The sequence below is a fragment of the Delftia acidovorans NBRC 14950 genome, from assembly GCF_001598795.1.
In the GTDB taxonomy this organism is placed as follows: domain Bacteria; phylum Pseudomonadota; class Gammaproteobacteria; order Burkholderiales; family Burkholderiaceae_C; genus Comamonas; species Comamonas acidovorans.
This window is the reverse complement of the sequence record NZ_BCZP01000001.1, coordinates 62315-82486: the sequence shown is the minus strand read 5'-3', so window position 1 is coordinate 82486 and position 20172 is coordinate 62315. Positions and strand designations below refer to the sequence as shown.

Here is a 20172-nt window from a genome sequence, read left to right as displayed (position 1 = left end):
ATCAGCCCTTGCCCTGGACCGCTTTGGTCGCCACAGGCGGTGGCAGATCCTTGGCCTGCAGCGCGCGTACCTGATGCACGAGCTGGTTGTGCGCATCCAGAAAGGCGGCGGCGATGACCTTGCCCTCGTTGGTATTGCTCCAGCCCGCGCCCGCCGCGCCCAGGCGGCCCAGCACCATGCCGCCCACGCCCAGATCGGTGGTGCGGGCGGCGCCCGTGGCAGCGGCCACCTGCTCGGTGGTTTCGTTGTCCGACAGCAGCAGCGCGGTCTGCGCCTCCTTGAACTTGACCTGCTCGACCATGCCGACCAGCCCCGCAATGTCCCGCAGCACCGGAATCATGGCAACCACGCCGGCCAGACCCCGGCCCGCGTCCTGCTCGCTGAAGGTCAGGCTGGGCGTCAGCGTGTATTGCGCCTCATAGCCACGGCCCTTGCGCACCGTGGAGTTCTCGCGCAGTACGCCGGCGTTCTTCAGGTCCTGCTCCTGCACCGTGCCGCGCAGGCCCGCTCCCCGATCCACCACACGAAAGCACCCGCTTTGCTGGGCCAGCAGCTTGATCAGCGGCACGGGCGAGGCGGGCAACTGGTAGCCCGACCCCATGACGTAGCCGTTGGGATTCTCGGCCAGGGCCAGCGTGGCCACGGGCGCGTCGCAGCGCACGAGTTCGCGCGAGCCATTGTTCGCGCCCAGCGGCCCGGCGGAGCCGGTGATCTCCGAGCCGCCCTGCCCCAGCTCGGTCTTCTTTTCCCCGCAACCGGACAGACCCAGTCCTGCCAGCACAGCCAGCGCCACCGATGCAATGACTTGAAAACGCATGAAAGCTCTCCGCAAAAAGAAAAACGGCAGAAGCTGTGCCAGCTTCTGCCGTCCGTATCAAGCCGCCAGGCGCGGTCCTCAGCCCTGGGTGGCCGCCAGCGGATTGCGCAGGCGGATGTGCAGCTCGCGCAGCTGCTTTTCGTCCACGGGCGAAGGCGCCTGGGTCAGCAGGTCCTGGGCACGCTGGGTCTTGGGGAAGGCGATCACGTCACGGATGGAGTCGGCACCCGTCATCAGCGTGATCAGGCGGTCCAGGCCGAAGGCCAGGCCACCGTGCGGGGGCGCGCCGTACTGCAGCGCGTCCAGCAGGTAGCCGAACTTGGCGCGAGCGTCTTCGGGCGAGATCTTGAGCGCGTCAAACACCTTGCTCTGCACGTCGGCGCGGTGGATACGCACCGAGCCGCCGCCCAGCTCCCAGCCGTTCAGGACCATGTCGTAGGCCTTGGCCAGGCAGTTGGCCGGGTCGGTGACCATGAGTTCCTCGTGGCCGTCCTTGGGCGAGGTGAAGGGATGGTGCACGGCCGCCCAGCGGTCGTTTTCCTCGTCGTGCTCGAACATGGGGAAGTCCACCACCCACAGCGGCGCCCAGCGGTTCTCGAACAGGCCGTTGGCCTTGCCGAATTCGCTGTGACCCACCTTCAGGCGCAGCGCGCCGATGGAGTCGTTGACGATCTTTTCCTTGTCTGCGCCAAAGAAGATGAGGTCGCCGTCCTGTGCGCCCGTGCGCTTGAGGATCTCGGCAATGGCCGCGTCATGCAGGTTCTTGACGATGGGAGACTGCAGGCCATCGCGGCCCTTGACCACTTCGTTGACCTTGATCCAGGCCAGGCCCTTGGCGCCGTAGATCTTGACGAATTCGGTGTACTGGTCGATCTCGCCGCGCGAGATCTGCGAGCCGCCGGGCACGCGCAGCGCGACCACGCGGCCGCCCTTGGTCGTGGCGGGGGTGGAGAACACCTTGAAGTCCACGTCCTTCATGACTTCGGTCAGTTCGGTGAACTCGAGCTTGACGCGCAGGTCAGGCTTGTCCGAGCCGAAGCGGAAGGCCGCATCCTGGTACGTCATCATCGGGAACTCGCCCAGATCCACGTCCAGCTGGGTCTTGAAGACCTCGGTGATCATGCGCTGGAAGATGGCGCGGATTTCCTCTTCGTCCAGGAACGAGGTCTCGCAGTCGATCTGCGTGAACTCGGGCTGGCGGTCGGCGCGCAGGTCTTCGTCGCGGAAGCACTTGGTGATCTGGTAGTAGCGGTCGTAGCCGGCCACCATCAGCATCTGCTTGTACAGCTGGGGCGACTGCGGCAGGGCGAAGAACTCGCCATCGTGCACACGGCTGGGCACCAAGTAGTCGCGCGCGCCTTCGGGCGTGCTCTTGCCCAACATGGGCGTTTCGATGTCGATGAAGCCTTCCTTGTCCAGGAAGTTGCGCACCTGGATAGCCGTGCGGTAGCGCAGCATCATGTTGCGCTGCATGTAGGGGCGGCGCAGGTCCAGCACGCGGTTGGTCAGGCGCACGGTCTCGGACAGGTTCTCGTCGTCCAGCTGGAACGGGGGCGTGACCGAGGCGTTGAGCACGTTCAGCTCGTGGCACAGCACTTCGATCTGGCCGCTCTTGAGCTTGTCGTTGGTCGTGCCTTCGGGACGTGCGCGCACCAGGCCCTTGACCTGCACGCAGAACTCGTTGCGCAGGCCTTCGGCAGTCTTGAACATCTCGGCACGGTCGGGGTCGCAGACCACCTGCACATAGCCTTCGCGGTCGCGCAGGTCGATGAAGATCACGCCGCCATGGTCGCGGCGACGGTTCACCCAGCCGCACAGGGTAACGGTTTCGCCCATCAGGGCTTCGGTCACTAGACCGCAGTAATGGGAGCGCATGGCCATGATGAAAAGCTTCCTGCGCCCGGGATGGGCGCGACAGTTTGTTATTTGGATTCCGCGGGCAGTGTGAGATCCGGAGGAGTCACCACGCCCATCGAAACAATGTACTTGAGCGCGGCATCCACGCTCATTTCCAGCTCGATGCAATCGCTCTTGCGAACGATGACGAAATAGCCGCCCGTCGGGTTCGGCGTTGTCGGCACGAAGACGCTCAGGTATTCGTCACGCAGATAGGCGGCGACCTCTCCACTGGGCGAGCCGGTGACGAAGGCCACGGTCCAGACGCCTTCGCGCGGCCACTGCACCAGCACGGCGGTGCGAAACGCATTGCCACTGTCCGAGAACACGGTGTCGGACACCTGCTTGACGCTGGAATAGATGGAGCGCACCACGGGAATGCGGCTGACCACCGCATCGCCCCAGGAGACAAGCTTGCGGCCGATGAAGTTGCTGGCCGCAGCGCCAACCACCAGCAGGATCAGCAGCGTGAGCACCACGCCGAAGCCGGGAATGTGGAAACCCAGCAGCCGGTCCGGATGCCAGGCCTCGGGCAGGATGGCCAGCGTCTGGTCCAGCGTGCCGATGATCCAGTTGAGCACGCCCAGCGTGATCACCAGAGGAACAATCACCAGCAGGCCGGCGAACAGCCATTTGCGCAGAGCGGACATGAGAAATGCAAGCCTTGATTAATGGCCCGTGGAGGGTGCGGGAGCAGATGCGGGGGCCGCAGCAGGCGCAGTTGCCGCAGGTGCGGCAGATGTATCCGAGGCCTGGGTGTCTGCCGCTGGAGCCGGCGTGGCGGCGCTCTTGCTGCCGCTGTTCTTGAAGTCGGTCGCGTACCAGCCCGAGCCCTTGAGCTGAAAGCCGGCAGCCGTCAGCTGCTTGGAAAAGGCCTCGGCACCACAGGCCGGGCAGGTCGTCAGCGGAGCATCCGAGATTTTCCGCAGCACGTCCTTGGCATGACCGCAGGAGCCACACTTGTATGCATAAATAGGCATGGCGCTAATGCTTATACGAGAGAAGATGCAAAACTTTCGATTATAGGCATCCGCCCGATACTGCGGCTGCCTTGCCCCCCAAAGGCCCAGGCCAGAGAGCCGCAAGCCGCATGCATCAGTCTGTACCTGATGGCCCGAAATGCAAAATGCCAGTCGCGCGGACTGGCATTCCATCAGGGCGGTGCCGGCAAGCCCCGCTGCCGGGGCGCCTGCCGCGTCCATGTTCAGCGCCGTGCCCGGCGCCGCTGCATCCCCATACCGGCCAGCATGACGGCAAGGCCCATCAGCACCAGTGCGGGCACCCCGGTGGCGGGGACCGGCTCCGGCGTCAATGCGGCAGCAACCACCAATTCCTGATCCCGCGAATTGTTGGCCGGCTCCGGGTCCGTGGTTCCACTGACCGCCGTCACGGTGGCTGTCAGGCTGCCCTGCGTGGTGGGCGTGAAGCTCACCGTGCAGGAAATGCTGGCACCCGAGGCCAGCGGCGCGCCTGTCGGCACAGCAGGCGTGCATGAGGTGCTGGCACCTGCCGGCAACCCTGCGATGGAGCAATTGGCAAAGGCCGCCGCATTGGGGCCGGCATTCGTGCAGATGAACGATCCCTTCACGGGAACACCCACGTTGGCGGTGGCCGGCAGCGTGACGCTGGTGGCCTGCATATCGGCCCGCTCCACGGGGTTGAAGGGGTGGGCCTTGGTGTTGTTGGCCGGCACCGGATCCACCGTGCTGCTGCTCGCCGTCACCAAGGCCGCGATGGTGCCCGTTGTGGTGGGCGTGAACTGCACTGTGCAGGCGATGCTGCCGCCCGATGCCAATGGCGAGGCCGTGGGCACGCTGGGTGTGCAGGACGTGGTCGCCCCGGCTGGCAGGCCGGAGATCACGCACGAGGCCGCCGTGGCCGCACTGGGGCCGGCATTGGTGCAGCTGAAACTGCCGGACACCGGCACGCTCACCGTCATGGTCAGGGGAAGCGTGATGGCGCTGGCCTGCATGTCGGCACGCTCCCCGGGGCTGTAGGGGCGCAAGATCGTGTTGTTGGCAGGCACCGGGTCCTGCGTGCCACTGCTGGCGGAGACCAGGGCCGTGAATGCCCCGCCCGCTGTGGGCGTGAAGCCCACCGTGCAGTCAATGCGGGCGCCCGAGGCCAGCGGCGATCCTGTAGGTACAGCGGGAGTGCAGGACACGGAAGCGCCTGCGGGCAGACCTGAAATGGCGCACGAGGCTGCCGCCGCAGGGCTGGGTCCCGCGTTGGTGCAGCTGAAGCTGCCGGATGCTGGCGTGCCCACCGCCATGGAGGCCGGCAGGGTCAGCTCCGTGGCCCTCATGTCCGCCGACTCCCCTGGGTTGTAGGGGAAGGACATCGTATTGTTGCTTGGCACCAGATCTGTCGTTGCACTGCCGGCCGTCACCAGTGCCGTGATGGCGCCCGTGACAGCAGGCGTGAAGCCTACCGTGCAGGCGATGCTGTCGCCTGCGGCCAGCGGCGATCCTGTAGGTACAGCGGGAGTGCAGGACACGGAAGCGCCTGCCGGCAGACCTGAAATGGCGCACGAGGCTGCCGCCGCAGGGCTGGGTCCCGCGTTGGTGCAGCTGAAGCTGCCGGATACCGGTGCTCCCACCGTCATGGACGGCGGAAGATCAACGCTGGCGGCCTGCATGTCGGCCGCTGGCGCAACCGCCAGCACAGCCAGTGTGGCCGGTTGGTTCAGGCCGATCAGGGAGAGGTTGGAAGGACCGTTGGTGAAGCTGCCTGCCGCGGTCGGGCGCACGTCGAGGCTCACCTCGCAGAAGGCGGCGCCCTGGGCCAGGTCTCCGTTGGACACGGTCACGGTGCTGCCGCCTGCTGCAGCCTGCACGGTCGTGCCGGGGCAGGTGGTGCTGGCATTGCCCTCGACGACCAGTCCTGCAGGCAGGTTGTCGGTAAACGACCAGCCTTGCTTGCGCAGCAGATCGGTCGTATTGGTGATGGTCATGGTCAGCCGGGAGACCTGCCCGAGTTGGATGCTGGCAGGCGAGAAGGCCTTGTCCAGCTGCGGCGTCACGTCGATGATCTGCGCGTTGTCGATCGACGAATCGTTGCCCATGGAGCTGGTCTGGTCGTTGTGCAGAACAAACCCGACAGAGGCCCCGCTGAAGAGCAGTGCTCCCGGAGAAGTCACCGTCTGGGCCACAGCGGTCTGGGAGCCGGAAATACCGATAGGTGTTGTATTGAATGACTGTCCACCCACGCATGGATTGATCGCGGTCGTGGAGATGGGCAGTTCCGTACCAGCGTCATTGATCAGGGAAAAACGCAGCAGCGGGGCTGCAAATCCCGACGAGCAGAAGGTCGCCACCACATCGGTACGGGCCGTGAGGAATCTGCTGCTGGCACTTTGTGCAATATTGGTGGCGGTGCGAAAGGCAATTGCGCCAGTAGGAAAGGTCCCATTCGCTGTAAGCATTGCCATGACGTGATTGTTGCGTGCAGCCGCCGCACTCTGGCCCTGATAGCGCCCGGCGACCTCGGCCATCTGCTGCAGGCTGTTCCAGTTGCCTTGGACAGCGCACGCCGCAATCATCGCCGCCGAATTCGGATTCTGGCTGAATGAGGTGACTATGCCATTGCACTGGTTGGCGCTCATCCGGTACAGCGGGTCGGCGGTATACATCTGCCCCGCAGGGGCCGCGCCCTGGTAGGCCAGCAGATCCCGCCCCTCCGTGGTGATGGGAGGTGTCTGCGGGTTTTCGAAATCCTCGCTCCAGACAATGACCGGCGCGACCGGGATCCTCGGCGCAGCCATTGCCACCTGGCCGCACAGGGCTGGCACAAGCAAGGCGCCTCCAAGCCACCTCCATCGGAACCGGACGCCAGCAACAGGCCGCAGCTTCAGCCGGCGAGCCCTCGCAATCAGTTTGAGTGTTTTCATGACGGTGCTTCCTCCCAAGCGTTTGCTATTCGGAGGTCCGCCGTACTGTCAGGCCCTGTGCTTCAGACCACCCAAGTCAGCATTCCGGGACCTCCACAATCCCAGTCGCTGACTATATAGTTAATAACTATTGATGATTGTCATCAATTGTTTTTGCAAATGATAAGGAGCGGCGCTTACCTTTCGGGCCTGAATTCAAGAATGTCTGCGCTGCGATTGGCCAGCCACTGCGGTGCCAGTGAGCCGGCCACCATCCCCGTCACTGCAGCCAGCAGGCCCGCCAATTGCTGCGGAAATGCCTCGTGCAAAGCCGGCGTGGCCATGAAGACCACCCACACGCCAATGCCCAGTGCCACGGCGCAAATGGCGCCCTGCGTGGTGGCGCGCTTCCAGTACAGCCCGAAGACCAGCGGCACGAAGGCACCAACCAACGGCACCTGGTAGGCGCTGGAGACCAGCTCATAGATGGGCGTTCCTTCCATCTTGATCGAGTAGGCCAGCACGCAGATGCTGAAGACGAGCACGCTGATGCGCATGGCCAGCAGCATTTCCCGGTCGCTGGCCTGGGTGCGGAACTGGCGCCAGATGTTCTCGGTAAAGGTCACGCTGGGCGCCAGCAGCGTGGCCGAGGCACAGGACTTGATGGCCGACAGCAGCGCGCCGAAGAACAGCACCTGCATGACAAAGGGCATCTTGTCCATGACCAGGGTGGGCAGCACCTTCTGCGGGTCCTGCTTGAGCAGTTCCGCTGCCTCCTGCGGCATGATGATCAGCGCGCTGGCCACGAGGAACATGGGTACGAAGGCGAAGCAGATATAGGCCGAGCCACCGATGACGGTGCCGCGCGTGGCGGCCTTCTCGCTGTGGGCCGACATCACGCGCTGGAACACGTCCTACTGGGGAATGGAGCCCAGCATCATGGTGATGGCGGCGCCAAAGAAGAAGAGGATCTCATGCCAGCTGGGCTCGGGCCAGAACTGGAACAGATCGCGGCTCACGGCCAGGTCGATGACCTTGCCGGCACCGCCAGCCATGTCGCTGGCAAACCAGGCCAGCACCACCAGGCCGACGACCAGGATGATCATCTGCAGGAAGTCCGTCACCGCCACCGACCACATGCCGCCGAACAGCGTATAGGCCAGGATGGACACCACGCCGATGGCCATGCCCATGGAAATGCTGACCGTGCCGCCCGACAGCAGGTTGAACACCAGGCCCAGGGCCGTGACCTGGGCCGAGACCCAGCCCAGGTAGCTGAGCATGATGATCAGCGAGCAGACGATCTCGATGGACCGGCCATAGCGGTGGCGGTAGTAGTCGCTGATGGTCAGCAGCGTCATGCGGTAGAGCTTGCCCGCGAAGAACAGGCCCACCAGGATCAGGCACATGCCCGCGCCGAACGGGTCTTCGACCACGCCGCGCAGGCCGCCCTCGATGAACTTGGCGGGCACGCCGAGCACGATCTCCGAGCCGAACCACGTGGCAAACGTGGTGGTGATGATCATGTACATGGGCAGATGGCGCCCGGCAATTGCGAAGTCGGCCGTGTTCTTGACCCGCCTGGCCGCCCACAGGCCGATGGCGATGGTCACGAACAGGTAGGCGATCACCATAGAGAGCAGCACGCTGGCACTCCTGTTTCAAAGTGGGAAAAGGGAGAGGTCCGGAAACCCGTCAGTGTTCTCAGTACCAGCGCAGCCGCACCACCAGTTGCAGCAGGATCAGCGCTATGACAAAGCCGATGCCGGCGCTGACGATGGCCTGCAACAGGCGGTTGGTGAGCTTTTGCTGCTGCAGCAGCTCCTTGAGCAGTTCGTCGTGCTCGCCGGAGTTGCGCGTGAGCCGGCGATGGATCAGGCGCGGCAACTCGGGAATGAGCTTGGCATAGCGCGGCGCCTCGGCCAGCAGCTCGCGCCACAGCCGTTGCGGGCCCATCTGATCCAGCATCCATTTTTCGAGGAAGGGCTTGGCCGTGCTCCACAGGTCCAGGTTGGGGTCCAGCTGGCGCCCCAGGCCTTCGATGTTGAGCAGTGTCTTTTGCAGCAGCACCAGTTGCGGCTGGATCTCGACTTGAAAGCGGCGAGAGGTCTGGAACAGGCGCATCAGCACCATGCCCAGCGAAATCTCGGCCAGCGGACGGTCGAAGTACGGCTCGCAGACGGCGCGGATGGCGGCCTCCAGCTCGTCCACGCGCGTGCTCGGCGGCACCCAGCCGCTTTCGATGTGCAGCTCGGCCACGCGCTTGTAGTCACGGCGGAAGAAGGCCGTGAAGTTCTGCGCCAGGTATTCCTTGTCGTACTCGGTCAGCGTGCCGACGATGCCGAAGTCCAGCGAGATATAGCGCCCGAAGGTCTCGGGCTCCAGGCTGACCATGATGTTGCCCGGGTGCATGTCGGCGTGAAAGAAGCCATCGCGAAAGACCTGGGTGAAGAAGATGGTCACGCCGTCGCGTGCCAGCTTGGGGATGTCCACGCCGGCTTCGCGCAGACGCTCGACCTGGCTGATGGGCACGCCGGTCATGCGCTGCATGACCATCACGTCGTTGCGGCAGAAATCCCAGTACACCTCGGGGATCAGTACCAGGTCCAGCCCTTCCATGTTGCGGCGCAGTTGCGCGGCGTTGGAGGCTTCGCGGATCAGGTCCAGCTCATCGTGCAGGTAGTTGTCGAACTCGGCCACGACCTGGCGGGGCTTGAGGCGCTTGCCGTCGGCCGACAGGCGCTCGACCCAGCGCGCCATCATGTGCATCAGCGCCAGGTCCTTGTCGATCACGGTCTTCATGCCCGGACGCAGCACCTTGACGGCCACGTCGCGCTGCACGCCGTTGCGGTCGCTGATCACGGCAAAGTGCACCTGGGCGATGGAGGCGCTGGCCACCGGCTCGCGCTCGAAGCTCACGAAGATCTGGTCCAGCTTCTTGCGGAAGGCGCGCTCGATGGTGTCCACCGCAATCTGCGAATCGAAGGGCGGCACGCGGTCCTGCAACCGGGCCAGCTCCTCGGCCACGTCGGGCGGCATCAGGTCGCTGCGCGTGGACAGCACCTGGCCGAACTTCACGAAGATGGGCCCCAGCTCCTCCAGGGCCTCGCGCAGGCGCTGGCCGCGCGGCTTGTCCAGCCGCCGGCCCAGCGTGAGCACCGCGCGTGCGCGGCGCATCCAGGGATGCTCGAAGCTCGACAGCACCAGTTCGTCGAGTCCGTAGCGGAACACCACCCAGAGGATGGTCAGCCCGCGAAGAAACCGGCTCATGGCTTGTCGTTCTCGAAACCGGGCAGGGATACCACGGGGGAACCAACGGGCGCGCTGGCGGGCGCTGCCGCACGTGCGGCCTCGGGGGCGGGGGCATCGGCATCGGGCTTGCCGGCCATGCGGGCGCCCACGAACTGGCGCAGCGCCTGGGCGGCGCTGCGCGCGAGCTTGGCCACGGTGTGCGCGGGCGCATCGCCGATGATGCGGGCCAAGTCTTCCTCCACGTCCCATTCGACGTGGTCCACCAGCCAGTTGATGTCGGCGGCCAGTTGCACGTCGCCCTCGATGCGGATGGAGGGCTTGTCGCCGCGCAGGGCCACCTGGGCCAGGGCCAGCGGGGAGGTCTCGGTGACTTCAAGCAGCAGGTCGGGCTGCGCGCCTTCGGGCGCCACGTTGAACAGGCCGGCGGGCGTGATCTGCAAGGCCATGGAGTAGCCGCGCCACTGCACGCGCGCCACGCGGCCCTTTTGCCGCACGAGGCGCTCCATCGCCTCTTTCTCCTGCATCAGCACATGGTTGAGGAACAGCACGAGGCGCTGATGCACCTCGCTGACCAGCCATTGCGGCGGTTGCGGACCGGCCATCACGCGTTCCATGAGACCGTTCAGAAAAGAAAAAGGGGACTGTGTTGCCATAGTCCCCGATTATTCCCGAAGTGAGAGGATGCGGCCGACGCAAATCCGGTCGAGACAAGTGGCCAGCCCATGGCGTGACCCCCTGTCGCATCCCTGGCTTGCGCCGGTCCTCTGCAAATTACTTACTGCAGTGCCTGGACGCCGGCGACCAGCCAGCCGCTGCTGCCGCTCTTGGGCTTGGTCATGTTCCAGACCTCGCGGAAGGGCGTGGGGCCTGCCGAGGCGTCCTCGCGGATCATTCCCGAGAATTCCACGCTGGCCATGTAGTCATTGCCCAGATCCTCGATGCCCAGCAGTTGGGCATCGATCATGACCACGTCGGTCTGGTTGGGCTGGCCAGGGCGCTGCACCTCGCGCTCGCTGAGCTGGCCACGGATCTCGGTCAGCATCTCGTCGGTCATCATGGCGCGCAGCGAAGCGATGTCCGAGCGGTCCCATGCCGATTGCAGGGTGACGAAGTTGCGCTTGGCAGCCGTCAGGAAGCCTTCGGTATCGAAGCCTTCAGGCACACCCCAGTTCTGCGAACCTGCCAGGGCAGAGCCGATCTGCACGCCGGAACCCGAGGCCAGGGCGGCCGGCTGGTGGTTCTGCTCCCAGGGACGGGCCGAGGCGTCGTTGCCAACCTTCTCGGGGTTGTACTGGCGTGCCAGCGGTGCGCTGTCCACGTTGCCACCCATGTTGCCCGCGCCCGCAGGGGCCGCGCTCTGGAAGGCGAAGGGGCTGGACGATGCCTGCTGCGCGCCGGCCGCTGCACGGCGCGAGCGCATGACCATGCCCACCACGACCATGATGACCAGAGCCAGCAGGGCGATCAGCAGGAACTGGCCGAAGGCGGCGCCCAGACCCAGCGAGTGGGCCAGCCATGCCAGACCCAGGCCGGCGGCCAGGCCGCCGAGCATGGCGCCCCAGGGCTTCTTGGCCGGAGCGGCCGCAGGCGGCGTGGCAGGCTTGCCCGCAGCGTTCTGTGTGGCGGCGTTCTGCGGCGGCGTGTTCTGCGCCGGCGCGCGCGTAGCTTCACGCTGCGTCACATTGCTCGACTGCTTGCCCACCGATCCGCCACCGCCCATGCGCTTGGCGTCGGCCGTGCCGTGGACCACCACCAGCATCGCGACCAAGACCATAGACCATAGCTTTTTCATGTCATCTCCTCGAATAATCGTGTTGCCGTCACCTCACCGAACGCCTCACGCGCTCAGCACTTGATTCCCACATGCAGGGCCGCAATGCCGCCCGTCATGTTGTGATAGTCCACATGGCCGAAGCCGCATTCCTGCATCAGGCGCTTGAGATCTTCCTGGCCGGGGTGCATGCGGATGGACTCGGCCAGATAGCGGTAGCTGGCGTCATCACCCGCCACAAGCTTGCCCATGGCCGGAAGAATCTTGAAGGAGTACCAGTCGTAGGCTTTCTCCAGGGGCTTGGCCACCTTGGAGAACTCCAGCACCAGCAGCTTGCCGCCGGGGCGCAGGACACGGTTCATTTCCTTGAGCGCCGCATCCTTGTGGGTCATGTTGCGAAGGCCGAAGGCCACGCTGACCAGATCGAAATGGTTGTCGGGAAACGGCAGGGCTTCTGCATCGCAGACCATGGTGGGCAGGATCACGCCCTTGTTGATCAGCCGGTCCCGGCCCACGCGCAGCATGGCTTCGTTGATGTCGGTGTGCACCACCTGGCCGGTGGAGCCGACCTTCTTGGCGAAGGCCAGGGCCAGATCGCCCGTGCCACCCGCGATGTCCAGCGCCTTGTCGCCTTCCTTGAGGTTGGCCACCATCACCGTATAGGCCTTCCAGGCACGGTGCAGACCACCCGACATCAGGTCGTTCATGACGTCGTAGCGCGAAGCGACCGAGTCGAACACGCCGCGCACGCGGCTGGCCTTCTCGCGCTCGTCCACCGACTGGAATCCGAAATGTGTGGTGCTCATAACAACGATGCTAAGCAAGCAGTAGTAATGCGTACAGCGACAACCCCGTGTGGCCACGGGCTTTGCCGGGCAAGGGTTATCAAGAACAAACAGCTTGAAACGCCTTCAAACAAAGACTTTCAAGCTATTTTAAATATAGCACCACCCCCAATAACCCTGTGCCGTACAGAGGTCCGGAATGTGGTGCGAGGGGAACGGCGCCATACAGCGCGCACCCGTGCGCGGCGTCAGTGGCTGCCGCAGCCGTGTCCGCCGCCGCTGGCCTTGCCGGGCATGGGCGTGTCGCGATCCATGCCGGACTCCTGCAGCCGGTCCAGGTACTGCACCCAGAACTCGTCCTGGCGGCGGCCCAGTTCGTAGAGGTATTCCCAGGTGTACAGGCCGCTTTCATGCCCGTCGCTGAAGAAGGGCTTGATGGCGTAGTTGCCCACGGGCTCGATGGCCGTGATGGACACCTCGCGCTTGCCCGTCTGCAGCACTTCCTGGCCCGGGCCGTGGCCCTGGACTTCGGCCGAGGGCGAGTACACGCGCAGCAGCTCGAAGGGGATGCGAAAGCTTGCGCCGTCGGAGTAGGCGACTTCCAGCACGCGCGATGCGCCGTGCACGGTCAGGGCTTCGGGGGTTGGGGTGTCAGGGGTCAGGCCGGCCATGCGGTGCTCCTCATTCAGTGGCGGGGTGCTGCTGCCAGGCATCGAGTGCCTGGACCAGCGCCGTGTCTATGGCTGGCAAGCGCGCTGCCACCTCGGCCTCGCGCTCGCCATTGCGCGGGCGCTGGGCCGGGGCCCAGACCGCGCCCGGGAAATGGCTGTCCCAGTCAAAGCGCGCAATCACATGCCAGTGCAGGTGCGGCACCATATTGCCCAGTGCCGCCAGGTTGATCTTGGCCGGCGCAAGGCGCTCACGCAAGATGCGCTCGACCACGACCACGGCATCCATGCAGTGCTGGCGGTCGGCGGCGTCCAGGTCGGAGAACTCGGCCGCATGCGCATTCCAGACCACGCGGTAGAAGGCCGGGAAGCCCTCTTCCTGCGCGCGAATCACACGCAGGCGCCGGCCGCGCCAGACGGGCACGCCGCCTTCTGTGGCGCACAGGGTGCAGGAAGCGGGAACAGCCATCAGACCAGAACCCGTTCGATGCCGCCGGCGTTGGCGCGCTGCACGTACTCGGCCATCCAGTTCTCGCCCAGGATCTGGCGCGCCATCTCGACCACGATGTAGTCGGCTTCCAGCAGGCCGTTGTTCATATCGCCACCGTAGCGCGACAGGCCCTGCAGGCAGCTGGGGCAGCTGGTGAGGATCTTCACGTTGTCCTTCTCGGCCAGGGCGCCGCTAGCGCGCAGCGCGGCCTCGCCCTTCTTGAGTTCCTCTTCCTTGCGGAAGCGGATCTGCGTGGAGATGTCGGGGCGCGTGACGCCCAGCGTGCCCGATTCGCCGCAGCAGCGCTCGCTCTTGACCACGCCCTCACCCACCAGCGCCTTGACGGTCTTCATCGGGTCCTGCAGCTTCATGGGCGAGTGGCAGGGGTCGTGGTAGAGGTAGCCCTCCTTGCCCTGCAGCGTCACGCCCTTTTCCAGCAGGTATTCGTGGATGTCGATGATGCGGCTGCCCGGGAAGATCTTGCCGAACTCGTAGCCCTGCAACTGGTCGTAGCAGGTGCCGCAGCTGACCACCACGGTCTTGATGTCCAGGTAGTTGAGCGTGGTGGCGACGCGGTGGAAGAGCACACGGTTGTCCGTGATCATCTTCTCGGCCTTGTCGAACTGGCCGCTGCCGCGCTGGGGATAGCCGCAGCACAGGTAGCCGGGTGGCAGCACGGTCTGCACGCCGGCATGCCACAGCATGGCCTGCGTGGCCAGGCCCACCTGGCTGAACAGGCGCTCGGAGCCGCAGCCGGGGAAGTAGAACACCGCCTCGGTGTCCGCGCTCGTGGTCTGCGGGCTGCGGATGATGGGCACGTAGTCCTTGTCCTCGATGTCCAGCAGGGCGCGCGCCGTCTTGTTGGGCAGGCCGCCGGGCAGCTTCTTGTTGACGAAGTGGATCACCTGTTCCTTGAGGGGAGCGCGCCCCACCGAGGCGGGCGGACGCTGGGTCTGCTTCTTGGCCAGGCTGTGCAGCACGTCGGAGGCCAGGCGCTGGGCCTTGAAGCCCACGCCGACCATGGCCGAGCGCATGAACTTGATGGTGTCCGGATTGGTGGCGTTGAGCATGGCCATGGCCAGCTTGTTGCCAGGCCTGAAGCTCTTCTTGTCCATCTTGCGCAGCAGGTTGCGCATGTTCATGGTCACGTCGCCGAAGTCGATCTTCACCGGGCAGGGGTTGAAGCACTTGTGGCAGACCGTGCAGTGGTCCGACACGTCCTCGAACTCCTGCCAGTGGCGCAGCGACACGCCGCGGCGCGTCTGCTCCTCGTAGAGGAAGGCCTCGACCAGCAGCGAGGTCGCCAGGATCTTGTTGCGCGGGCTGTACAGCAGGTTGGCGCGCGGCACGTGGGTGGCGCACACGGGCTTGCACTTGCCGCAGCGCAGGCAGTCCTTGACCGAGTCGGCGATGGCGCCGATGTCGCTCTGCTGCATGATCAGCGACTCGTGCCCCATCAGGCCGAAGCTGGGCGTGTAGGCGTTGGTCAGGTCGGCGAACATCAGCGATTCGCGCGGCGAGCGGCCGTCATGGCTCTGGCCCACCACGGCCTGCAGCTTCTCGTTGCGGATCAGCTTGCCCTTGTTGAAGCGGCCTTCGGGGTCCACGCGCTGCTTGTAGGCGGCAAAGGGCGCCAGCTCGTCGTCGCTGAGGAATTCCAGCTTGGTGATGCCGATGCCGTGCTCGCCCGAGATCACGCCGTCCAGATGGCGCGCCAGCACCATGATGCGCGCCACGGCCTCATGGGCGGTCTGCAGCATCTCGTAGTCGTCGCTGTTGACCGGAATGTTGGTGTGCACGTTGCCGTCGCCGGCGTGCATGTGCAGCGCCACCCAGACACGGCCCTTGAGCACGCGCTGGTGGATGGCGTTGACTTCGGCCAGCAGCGGCTGGAAGGCCGCGCCCGCGAAGATCTGGGCCATGGGCGCCTTCAGCTGGGTCTTCCAGCTGGCGCGCAGCGTGTGGTCCTGCAGCTGCGGGAAGAGGTTCTCGACATCGTCCAGCCAGCCCTGCCACAGCGTGCGCACGTCGGCCACCAGGGCCAGGGCCTGCTGCACGCGGTCCTCCAGCAGCTCGGCCGAGGGGATGTCGCCCGCATCGTCCTGCTTGCCCAGCGGCAGGTCGCCGTGCTGGAAGAAGTCCGACAACGCGTCGCACAGCTTGAGCTTGTTGCGCAGCGACAGTTCGATGTTGATGCGCTCGATGCCATCCGTGTACTCCCACATGCGGGGCAGCGGGATCACCACGTCTTCGTTGATCTTGAAGGCGTTGGTGTGGCGCGAGATGGCGGCCGTGCGCTTGCGGTCCAGCCAGAATTTCTTGCGCGCCTCGGCGCTGACGGCCGTGAAGCCTTCGCCGTTGCGCGAGTTGGCAATGCGCACCACCTCGGCGGCCACGCGGGCCACATCGTCGGCGTTGTCGCCGGCAATGTCGCCCAGCAGCACCATCTTGGGCAGATGGCCATTGCCCTTCTTGCTCTTGGTGGCGTAGCCCACGGCCTTCAGGTAGCGGTCGTCCAGGTGTTCCAGGCCGGCCAGCAGCACGCCCGAGCGCTTTTGCTCGGCGAACATGAAGTCCTTGATCTCGACGATGCTGGGCACGGCGTCCTTGGCGTTGCCGAAGAACTCCATGCAGACCGTGCGCGTGTGCTCGGGCATGCGGTGCACCACCCAGCGCGCGCTGGTGATCAGGCCGTCGCAGCCTTCCTTCTGGATGCCGGGCAGGCCCGACAGAAACTTGTCGGTCACGTCCTTGCCCAGGCCTTCCTTGCGGAATTTCTGGCCGGGAATGTCCAGGCGCTCGCTGCGGATGGGGGTCTTGCCGTCTGCCTCGAAGTACTGCAGTTCGAAGCTGGCCATCTCGGCGTCATGGATCTTGCCAAGGTTGTGGCCCACGCGCGTGACTTCCAGCCACTGCGCATCGGGCGTCACCATGCGCCAGGACACCAGGTTGTCCAGCGCCGTGCCCCAGAGCACGGCCTTCTTGCCGCCCGCATTCATGGCGACGTTGCCGCCGATGCATGAGGCCTCGGCCGATGTGGGGTCCACGGCGAAGACGAAGCCCGCGCGCTCGGCCGCATCGGCCACGCGCTGCGTGACCACGCCGGCTTCGGTGAAGATGGTGGGCACCTCATGGTCCACGCCGGGAATGCGGCGCATCTCCACCTCGGTCATGGCTTCGAGCTTTTCGGTGTTGATCACCACGCTGCGCCAGGTCAGCGGGATCGCACCGCCCGTGTAGCCCGTGCCGCCGCCGCGCGGAATGATGGTCAGGCGCAGCTCGATACAGGCACGCACCAGGGCAGCCATCTCGGCTTCGGTATCGGGTGTGAGCACGACGAAGGGGTATTCGACGCGCCAGTCGGTGGCATCCGTCACATGGGCCACGCGCGACAGGCCGTCGAACTTGATGTTGTCCTTGGCCGTGTGGCGGCCCAGGCTCTTTTGCACCCGGCGGCGCAGTTGCTCGGCCTCGACGAAGGTGGCGTTGAACTCATGCACGGCGCGGCGCGCCGCATCCACCAGCTGGCCCACCAGCGCATCGCGCACGGGGTCCTGCTGCGGAGCACGGCGCTTGTCGATCTCGCCCAGGCGGTGCTCCAGGGCCTCCACCAGCGACTTGCGGCGGTCGGGACTGTGCAGCAGGTCATCCTGCAGGTAGGGATTGCGCTGAACGACCCAGATGTCCCCCAGCACCTCATAGAGCATGCGGGCGGAGCGGCCCGTGCGCCGCTCCTGGCGCAGCTGGTTGAGCACATCCCACATGGACGTGCCCAGCAGGCGGATCACGATCTCGCGATCGGAAAACGAGGTGTAGTTGTAGGGAATCTCTCGCAGACGTGCAGGTTCGGCAGCCTGTGCCTGCAGGGCTGCCAACGCAATCGGTACATTCATGGGGTAGACCGTGTCTGGCGCTCTCGGGGCGCCGCTAAGCCAAGTGGGAGCGCAATTTTAAGCGAGCGCCCCGAGGATGCGCTTCCCACGGGGCTCTGGACGGCGCGCCGTCTTGGCCCGCGAAGCCAGCCCTCGCCAACGTGGCGGGATCTTGCGGAGCCCGGTGAAGGTGTCTTATACAGAAAGAGCACAAACGAGCCAATACGAACAACCCGGCTTTTGAAACGAAATGGTATTGACCTAAAATAGCGCCGCTTCGCGTGTCATTTTTTGTCACACGACTGACATACGGGACCAGCGGCTCACCGGGTTTGGCCTGTAGTGCGGTACGAAGCATCCGAAAACAATGACACAGACATGTCATGCCCCTGCCTTACCGTGGCAGCGGTCTGAAACCGTCACCGAACTAGAGGAGTCCTCATGCAACTGAAGCAACTGGCCATGGCAGCCGCGATCGCGGCCACCACCATCTCGGCACAAGCCCAAACCGAAATCCAGTGGTGGCACTCGATGAGCGCAGCCCTGGGCGACTGGGTGAACGACCTGGCCAAGGAGTACAACGCCAGCCAGACCCAGTACAAGATCGTGCCGACGTACAAGGGCCAGTATGACGAGTCGATGACGGCCGCCATCGCCGCGTTCCGCGCCGGCAACGCGCCTGACATCCTGCAGGTCTTCGAAGTGGGCACGGCCACCATGATGGCCTCCAAGGGCGCCGTGGTGCCCGTCACCAAGATCATGAACGACGGCGGCTTCAAGTTCGACCAGGGCGAGTACATCTCCGCCGTGGCCGGCTACTACACCGCCCCCAACGGCCAGATGATGAGCTACCCGCTCAACAGCTCGACCACCATCTTCTACTACAACAAGGACGCCTTCAAGAAGGCAGGCCTGGACGAGAACAAGCCGCCCAAGACCTGGCCCGAAGTGTTCGCCGCCGCCGAAAAGCTCAAGGCCTCGGGCCACCGCTGCGCACTGACCACGAGCTGGATGAGCTGGACCCAGCTGGAGAGCTTCTCGCTGTGGCACAACACCCTGTACGCGACCAAGAACAACGGCTTTGACGGCACCGATGCCAAGCTGGTGTTCAACTCGCCGCTGCACGTCAAGCACTTCGAGAACCTGGCCAAGGCCGCCAAGGATGGCAGCTTCGTCTACAAGGGCCGCGGCAACGTGCCTGACGCCGCCTTCGCTTCCGGCGAGTGCGCGATGATCACGGGCTCCTCCGGCCTGTATGCCCGCGTGGTCAAGGAAGGCAAGTTCGCCTTCGGCCAGTCGCAACTGCCCTACTACGCCGATGTGAAGGGCGCGCCCCAGAACACGGCCATCGGCGGTGCCTCCCTGTGGGTGATGGCCGGCAAGAGCGCCGAACGCTACAAGGGCGTGGCTGACTTCTTCAACTTCCTGAACAACACCAAGATCCAGTCCGCCAGCCACCAGCGCACCGGCTACCTGCCCGTGACCACCGCTGCGTACAAGCTGACCGAGGCTTCGGGCTTCTACGAAAAGCATCCCGGCACCGACACCGCTGTGACGCAGATGATCCGCAAGACCACCGACAAGTCGCGCGGCATCCGTCTGGGCAACTTCGTTCAGATCCGCACCATCATCGATGAGGAAACCGAACAGATCTGGACTGGCAAGAAGACTCCCCAGCAAGCCCTGGACACCGCTGTCACCCGTGGCAACGAGCAACTGGGCCGCTTCGCCCGGGCCAACAAGTAATCCTCCCATGTGATCTGCGGTGTGGCCGCTGCGCAGGCAGCCCGCACCGTGCATCACAGGCCCGCAACCGGCGGCCCCACGGCCATCCGGTTTGCGGGCTGTTTTGTTCTACCGAGTTCCGTCATGGAAAAACGCGTTCTTTTTCGATCCGCCTGGCTGCCGTGGTTGCTGATAGCACCACAGATGGTCATCGTGCTGGTCTTCTTTTTCTGGCCTGCAGGCCAGGCCATCGTGCAGTCGTTCCAGGCGCAGGATACGTTTGGCTTCTCCACCGAATGGGTGGGGTTTGCCAACTTCCAGCACCTGCTGGATGACCCTGCCTACCTGGCCTCGTTCAAGACCACGGCCATCTTTTCCGTGCTGGTGGCGGTGTTCGGCATTGCGCTGTCGCTGATGCTGGCCATTTTTGCGGACCGCGTGATCAAGGGCGCGCTTGCCTACAAGACCGCCTTGCTGCTGCCCTATGCCGTTGCGCCCGCCGTGGCGGGTGTGCTGTGGGTGTTCATGTTCTCGCCGTCCATCGGCGTCGTGGCCTATGCGCTGCGCATGATCGGCTATGACTGGAACCACCTGCTGAACTCCGGCAATGCCATGACGCTGATCGTCATCGCCGCGATCTGGAAGCAGATTTCCTACAACTTCCTGTTCTTCCTTGCGGGCCTGCAGTCCATCCCCAAGTCGCTGATCGAGGCCGCCGCCATCGACGGCGCGGGCCCCATGCGCCGCTTCTGGGACATCCAGTTCCCGCTGCTGTCGCCCACCACCTTCTTCCTGCTGGTGATGAACGTGGTCTACGCATTCTTCGACACCTTCGGCATCGTGGACGCCACGACCCAGGGCGGTCCGGGACAGGACACCTCCATCCTGGTCTACAAGGTCTATCACGACGGCTTCAAGGCCATGGACATGAGCGGCTCGGCCGCGCAGTCGGTCGTTCTGATGGTGATCGTGGTTGCACTGACCGTGATCCAGTTCCGCTATGTTGAGAAGAAAGTGCAGTACTGATC

14 protein-coding genes and 1 pseudogene are annotated in these 20172 nt (G+C 64.8%); 2 read left to right on the top strand and 13 right to left on the bottom strand.

Going from position 1 to position 20172, the window contains the following annotated elements; genetic code table 11:
* Position 1: 1 nt before the first annotated feature.
* The 13 genes and pseudogenes from DA1_RS00320 to DA1_RS00260 form a co-directional block, all read right to left on the bottom strand.
* Positions 2-817 carry a CsgG/HfaB family protein gene (locus DA1_RS00320; RefSeq protein ID WP_034396886.1) on the bottom strand — a complete coding sequence of 272 codons (816 nt, stop codon included), beginning with the start codon at positions 815-817 and terminating at the stop codon, positions 2-4.
* A gap of 78 nt (positions 818-895) precedes the next feature.
* Positions 896-2698, bottom strand: a complete 1803-nt coding sequence (gene aspS, locus DA1_RS00315) for an aspartate--tRNA ligase (RefSeq protein WP_034396887.1) — start codon at positions 2696-2698, stop codon at positions 896-898.
* Between the two features lie 41 nt (positions 2699-2739).
* On the bottom strand, positions 2740-3363 hold the full coding sequence (locus DA1_RS00310; RefSeq protein WP_012207252.1) for a DUF502 domain-containing protein: 624 nt from the start codon (positions 3361-3363) through the stop codon (positions 2740-2742).
* Positions 3364-3381: 18 nt separating this feature from the next.
* The gene (locus DA1_RS00305; protein WP_034396889.1) at positions 3382-3693 is read right to left on the bottom strand and encodes an FmdB family zinc ribbon protein; all 312 of its coding nucleotides are present in this window, start codon (positions 3691-3693) and stop codon (positions 3382-3384) included.
* Positions 3694-3917: 224 nt separating this feature from the next.
* Positions 3918-6602 (bottom strand): DUF7933 domain-containing protein, encoded by a 2685-nt coding sequence (locus DA1_RS31210; RefSeq protein WP_373861014.1) that lies wholly within the window; start codon positions 6600-6602, stop codon positions 3918-3920.
* Positions 6603-6778: 176 nt separating this feature from the next.
* A pseudogene (locus DA1_RS00295) lies at positions 6779-8227 on the bottom strand (high affinity choline transporter 1).
* A gap of 58 nt (positions 8228-8285) precedes the next feature.
* Entirely contained in the window at positions 8286-9851 is a 1566-nt protein-coding gene (gene ubiB / locus DA1_RS00290; protein ID WP_013800840.1) for a ubiquinone biosynthesis regulatory protein kinase UbiB, read from the bottom strand.
* Positions 9848-10486: a ubiquinone biosynthesis accessory factor UbiJ gene (locus tag DA1_RS00285; RefSeq protein ID WP_034396891.1), complete on the bottom strand. Its 639-nt coding sequence runs from the start codon at positions 10484-10486 to the stop codon at positions 9848-9850. The genes ubiB and DA1_RS00285 overlap by 4 nt, the downstream gene beginning before the upstream one ends.
* Positions 10487-10608: 122 nt before the next feature.
* On the bottom strand, positions 10609-11625 hold the full coding sequence (locus DA1_RS00280; protein ID WP_034396892.1) for a Tim44 domain-containing protein: 1017 nt from the start codon (positions 11623-11625) through the stop codon (positions 10609-10611).
* A gap of 53 nt (positions 11626-11678) precedes the next feature.
* Complete coding sequence (gene ubiE, locus DA1_RS00275) at positions 11679-12410, bottom strand: bifunctional demethylmenaquinone methyltransferase/2-methoxy-6-polyprenyl-1,4-benzoquinol methylase UbiE (protein ID WP_012207259.1); 732 nt, start codon at positions 12408-12410, stop codon at positions 11679-11681.
* A 227-nt stretch (positions 12411-12637) separates the two neighbouring features.
* Positions 12638-13060 carry a gamma-butyrobetaine hydroxylase family protein gene (locus DA1_RS00270; protein ID WP_034398932.1) on the bottom strand — a complete coding sequence of 141 codons (423 nt, stop codon included), beginning with the start codon at positions 13058-13060 and terminating at the stop codon, positions 12638-12640.
* Positions 13061-13070: 10 nt separating this feature from the next.
* Positions 13071-13526 carry an HIT family protein gene (locus DA1_RS00265; RefSeq protein WP_034396894.1) on the bottom strand — a complete coding sequence of 152 codons (456 nt, stop codon included), beginning with the start codon at positions 13524-13526 and terminating at the stop codon, positions 13071-13073.
* A complete protein-coding gene (locus DA1_RS00260; protein WP_034396896.1) occupies positions 13526-17440 on the bottom strand; it encodes a DUF3683 domain-containing protein in 3915 nt (1304 codons plus the stop codon). Before DA1_RS00260 ends, DA1_RS00265 begins: the two co-directional genes overlap by 1 nt.
* 420 nt (positions 17441-17860) lie before the next feature.
* On the opposite strand from DA1_RS00260, the gene ugpB reads away from it, so the two are divergent.
* Both ugpB and ugpA read left to right on the top strand, forming a co-directional pair.
* Positions 17861-19165 carry a sn-glycerol-3-phosphate ABC transporter substrate-binding protein UgpB gene (gene ugpB, locus DA1_RS00255; protein WP_013800834.1) on the top strand — a complete coding sequence of 435 codons (1305 nt, stop codon included), beginning with the start codon at positions 17861-17863 and terminating at the stop codon, positions 19163-19165.
* Between the two features lie 123 nt (positions 19166-19288).
* Positions 19289-20170, top strand: a complete 882-nt coding sequence (gene ugpA, locus DA1_RS00250) for a sn-glycerol-3-phosphate ABC transporter permease UgpA (protein WP_012207264.1) — start codon at positions 19289-19291, stop codon at positions 20168-20170.
* Positions 20171-20172 lie beyond the last annotated feature (2 nt).

Bases quoted from the DNA above. Each gene is read 5' to 3' on its own strand.
- DA1_RS00320 (WP_034396886.1), bottom strand. From the start codon at position 817: ATGCGTTTTCAAGTCATTGCATCGGTGGCGCTGGCTGTGCTGGCAGGA.
- aspS (WP_034396887.1), bottom strand. From the start codon at position 2,698: ATGGCCATGCGCTCCCATTACTGCGGTCTAGTGACCGAAGCCCTGATG.
- DA1_RS00310 (WP_012207252.1), bottom strand. From the start codon at position 3,363: ATGTCCGCTCTGCGCAAATGGCTGTTCGCCGGCCTGCTGGTGATTGTT.
- DA1_RS00305 (WP_034396889.1), bottom strand. From the start codon at position 3,693: ATGCCTATTTATGCATACAAGTGTGGCTCCTGCGGTCATGCCAAGGAC.
- DA1_RS31210 (WP_373861014.1), bottom strand. From the start codon at position 6,602: ATGAAAACACTCAAACTGATTGCGAGGGCTCGCCGGCTGAAGCTGCGG.
- ubiB (WP_013800840.1), bottom strand. From the start codon at position 9,851: ATGAGCCGGTTTCTTCGCGGGCTGACCATCCTCTGGGTGGTGTTCCGC.
- DA1_RS00285 (WP_034396891.1), bottom strand. From the start codon at position 10,486: ATGGCAACACAGTCCCCTTTTTCTTTTCTGAACGGTCTCATGGAACGC.
- DA1_RS00280 (WP_034396892.1), bottom strand. From the start codon at position 11,625: ATGAAAAAGCTATGGTCTATGGTCTTGGTCGCGATGCTGGTGGTGGTC.
- ubiE (WP_012207259.1), bottom strand. From the start codon at position 12,410: ATGAGCACCACACATTTCGGATTCCAGTCGGTGGACGAGCGCGAGAAG.
- DA1_RS00270 (WP_034398932.1), bottom strand. From the start codon at position 13,060: ATGGCCGGCCTGACCCCTGACACCCCAACCCCCGAAGCCCTGACCGTG.
- DA1_RS00265 (WP_034396894.1), bottom strand. From the start codon at position 13,526: ATGGCTGTTCCCGCTTCCTGCACCCTGTGCGCCACAGAAGGCGGCGTG.
- DA1_RS00260 (WP_034396896.1), bottom strand. From the start codon at position 17,440: ATGAATGTACCGATTGCGTTGGCAGCCCTGCAGGCACAGGCTGCCGAA.
- ugpB (WP_013800834.1), top strand. From the start codon at position 17,861: ATGCAACTGAAGCAACTGGCCATGGCAGCCGCGATCGCGGCCACCACC.
- ugpA (WP_012207264.1), top strand. From the start codon at position 19,289: ATGGAAAAACGCGTTCTTTTTCGATCCGCCTGGCTGCCGTGGTTGCTG.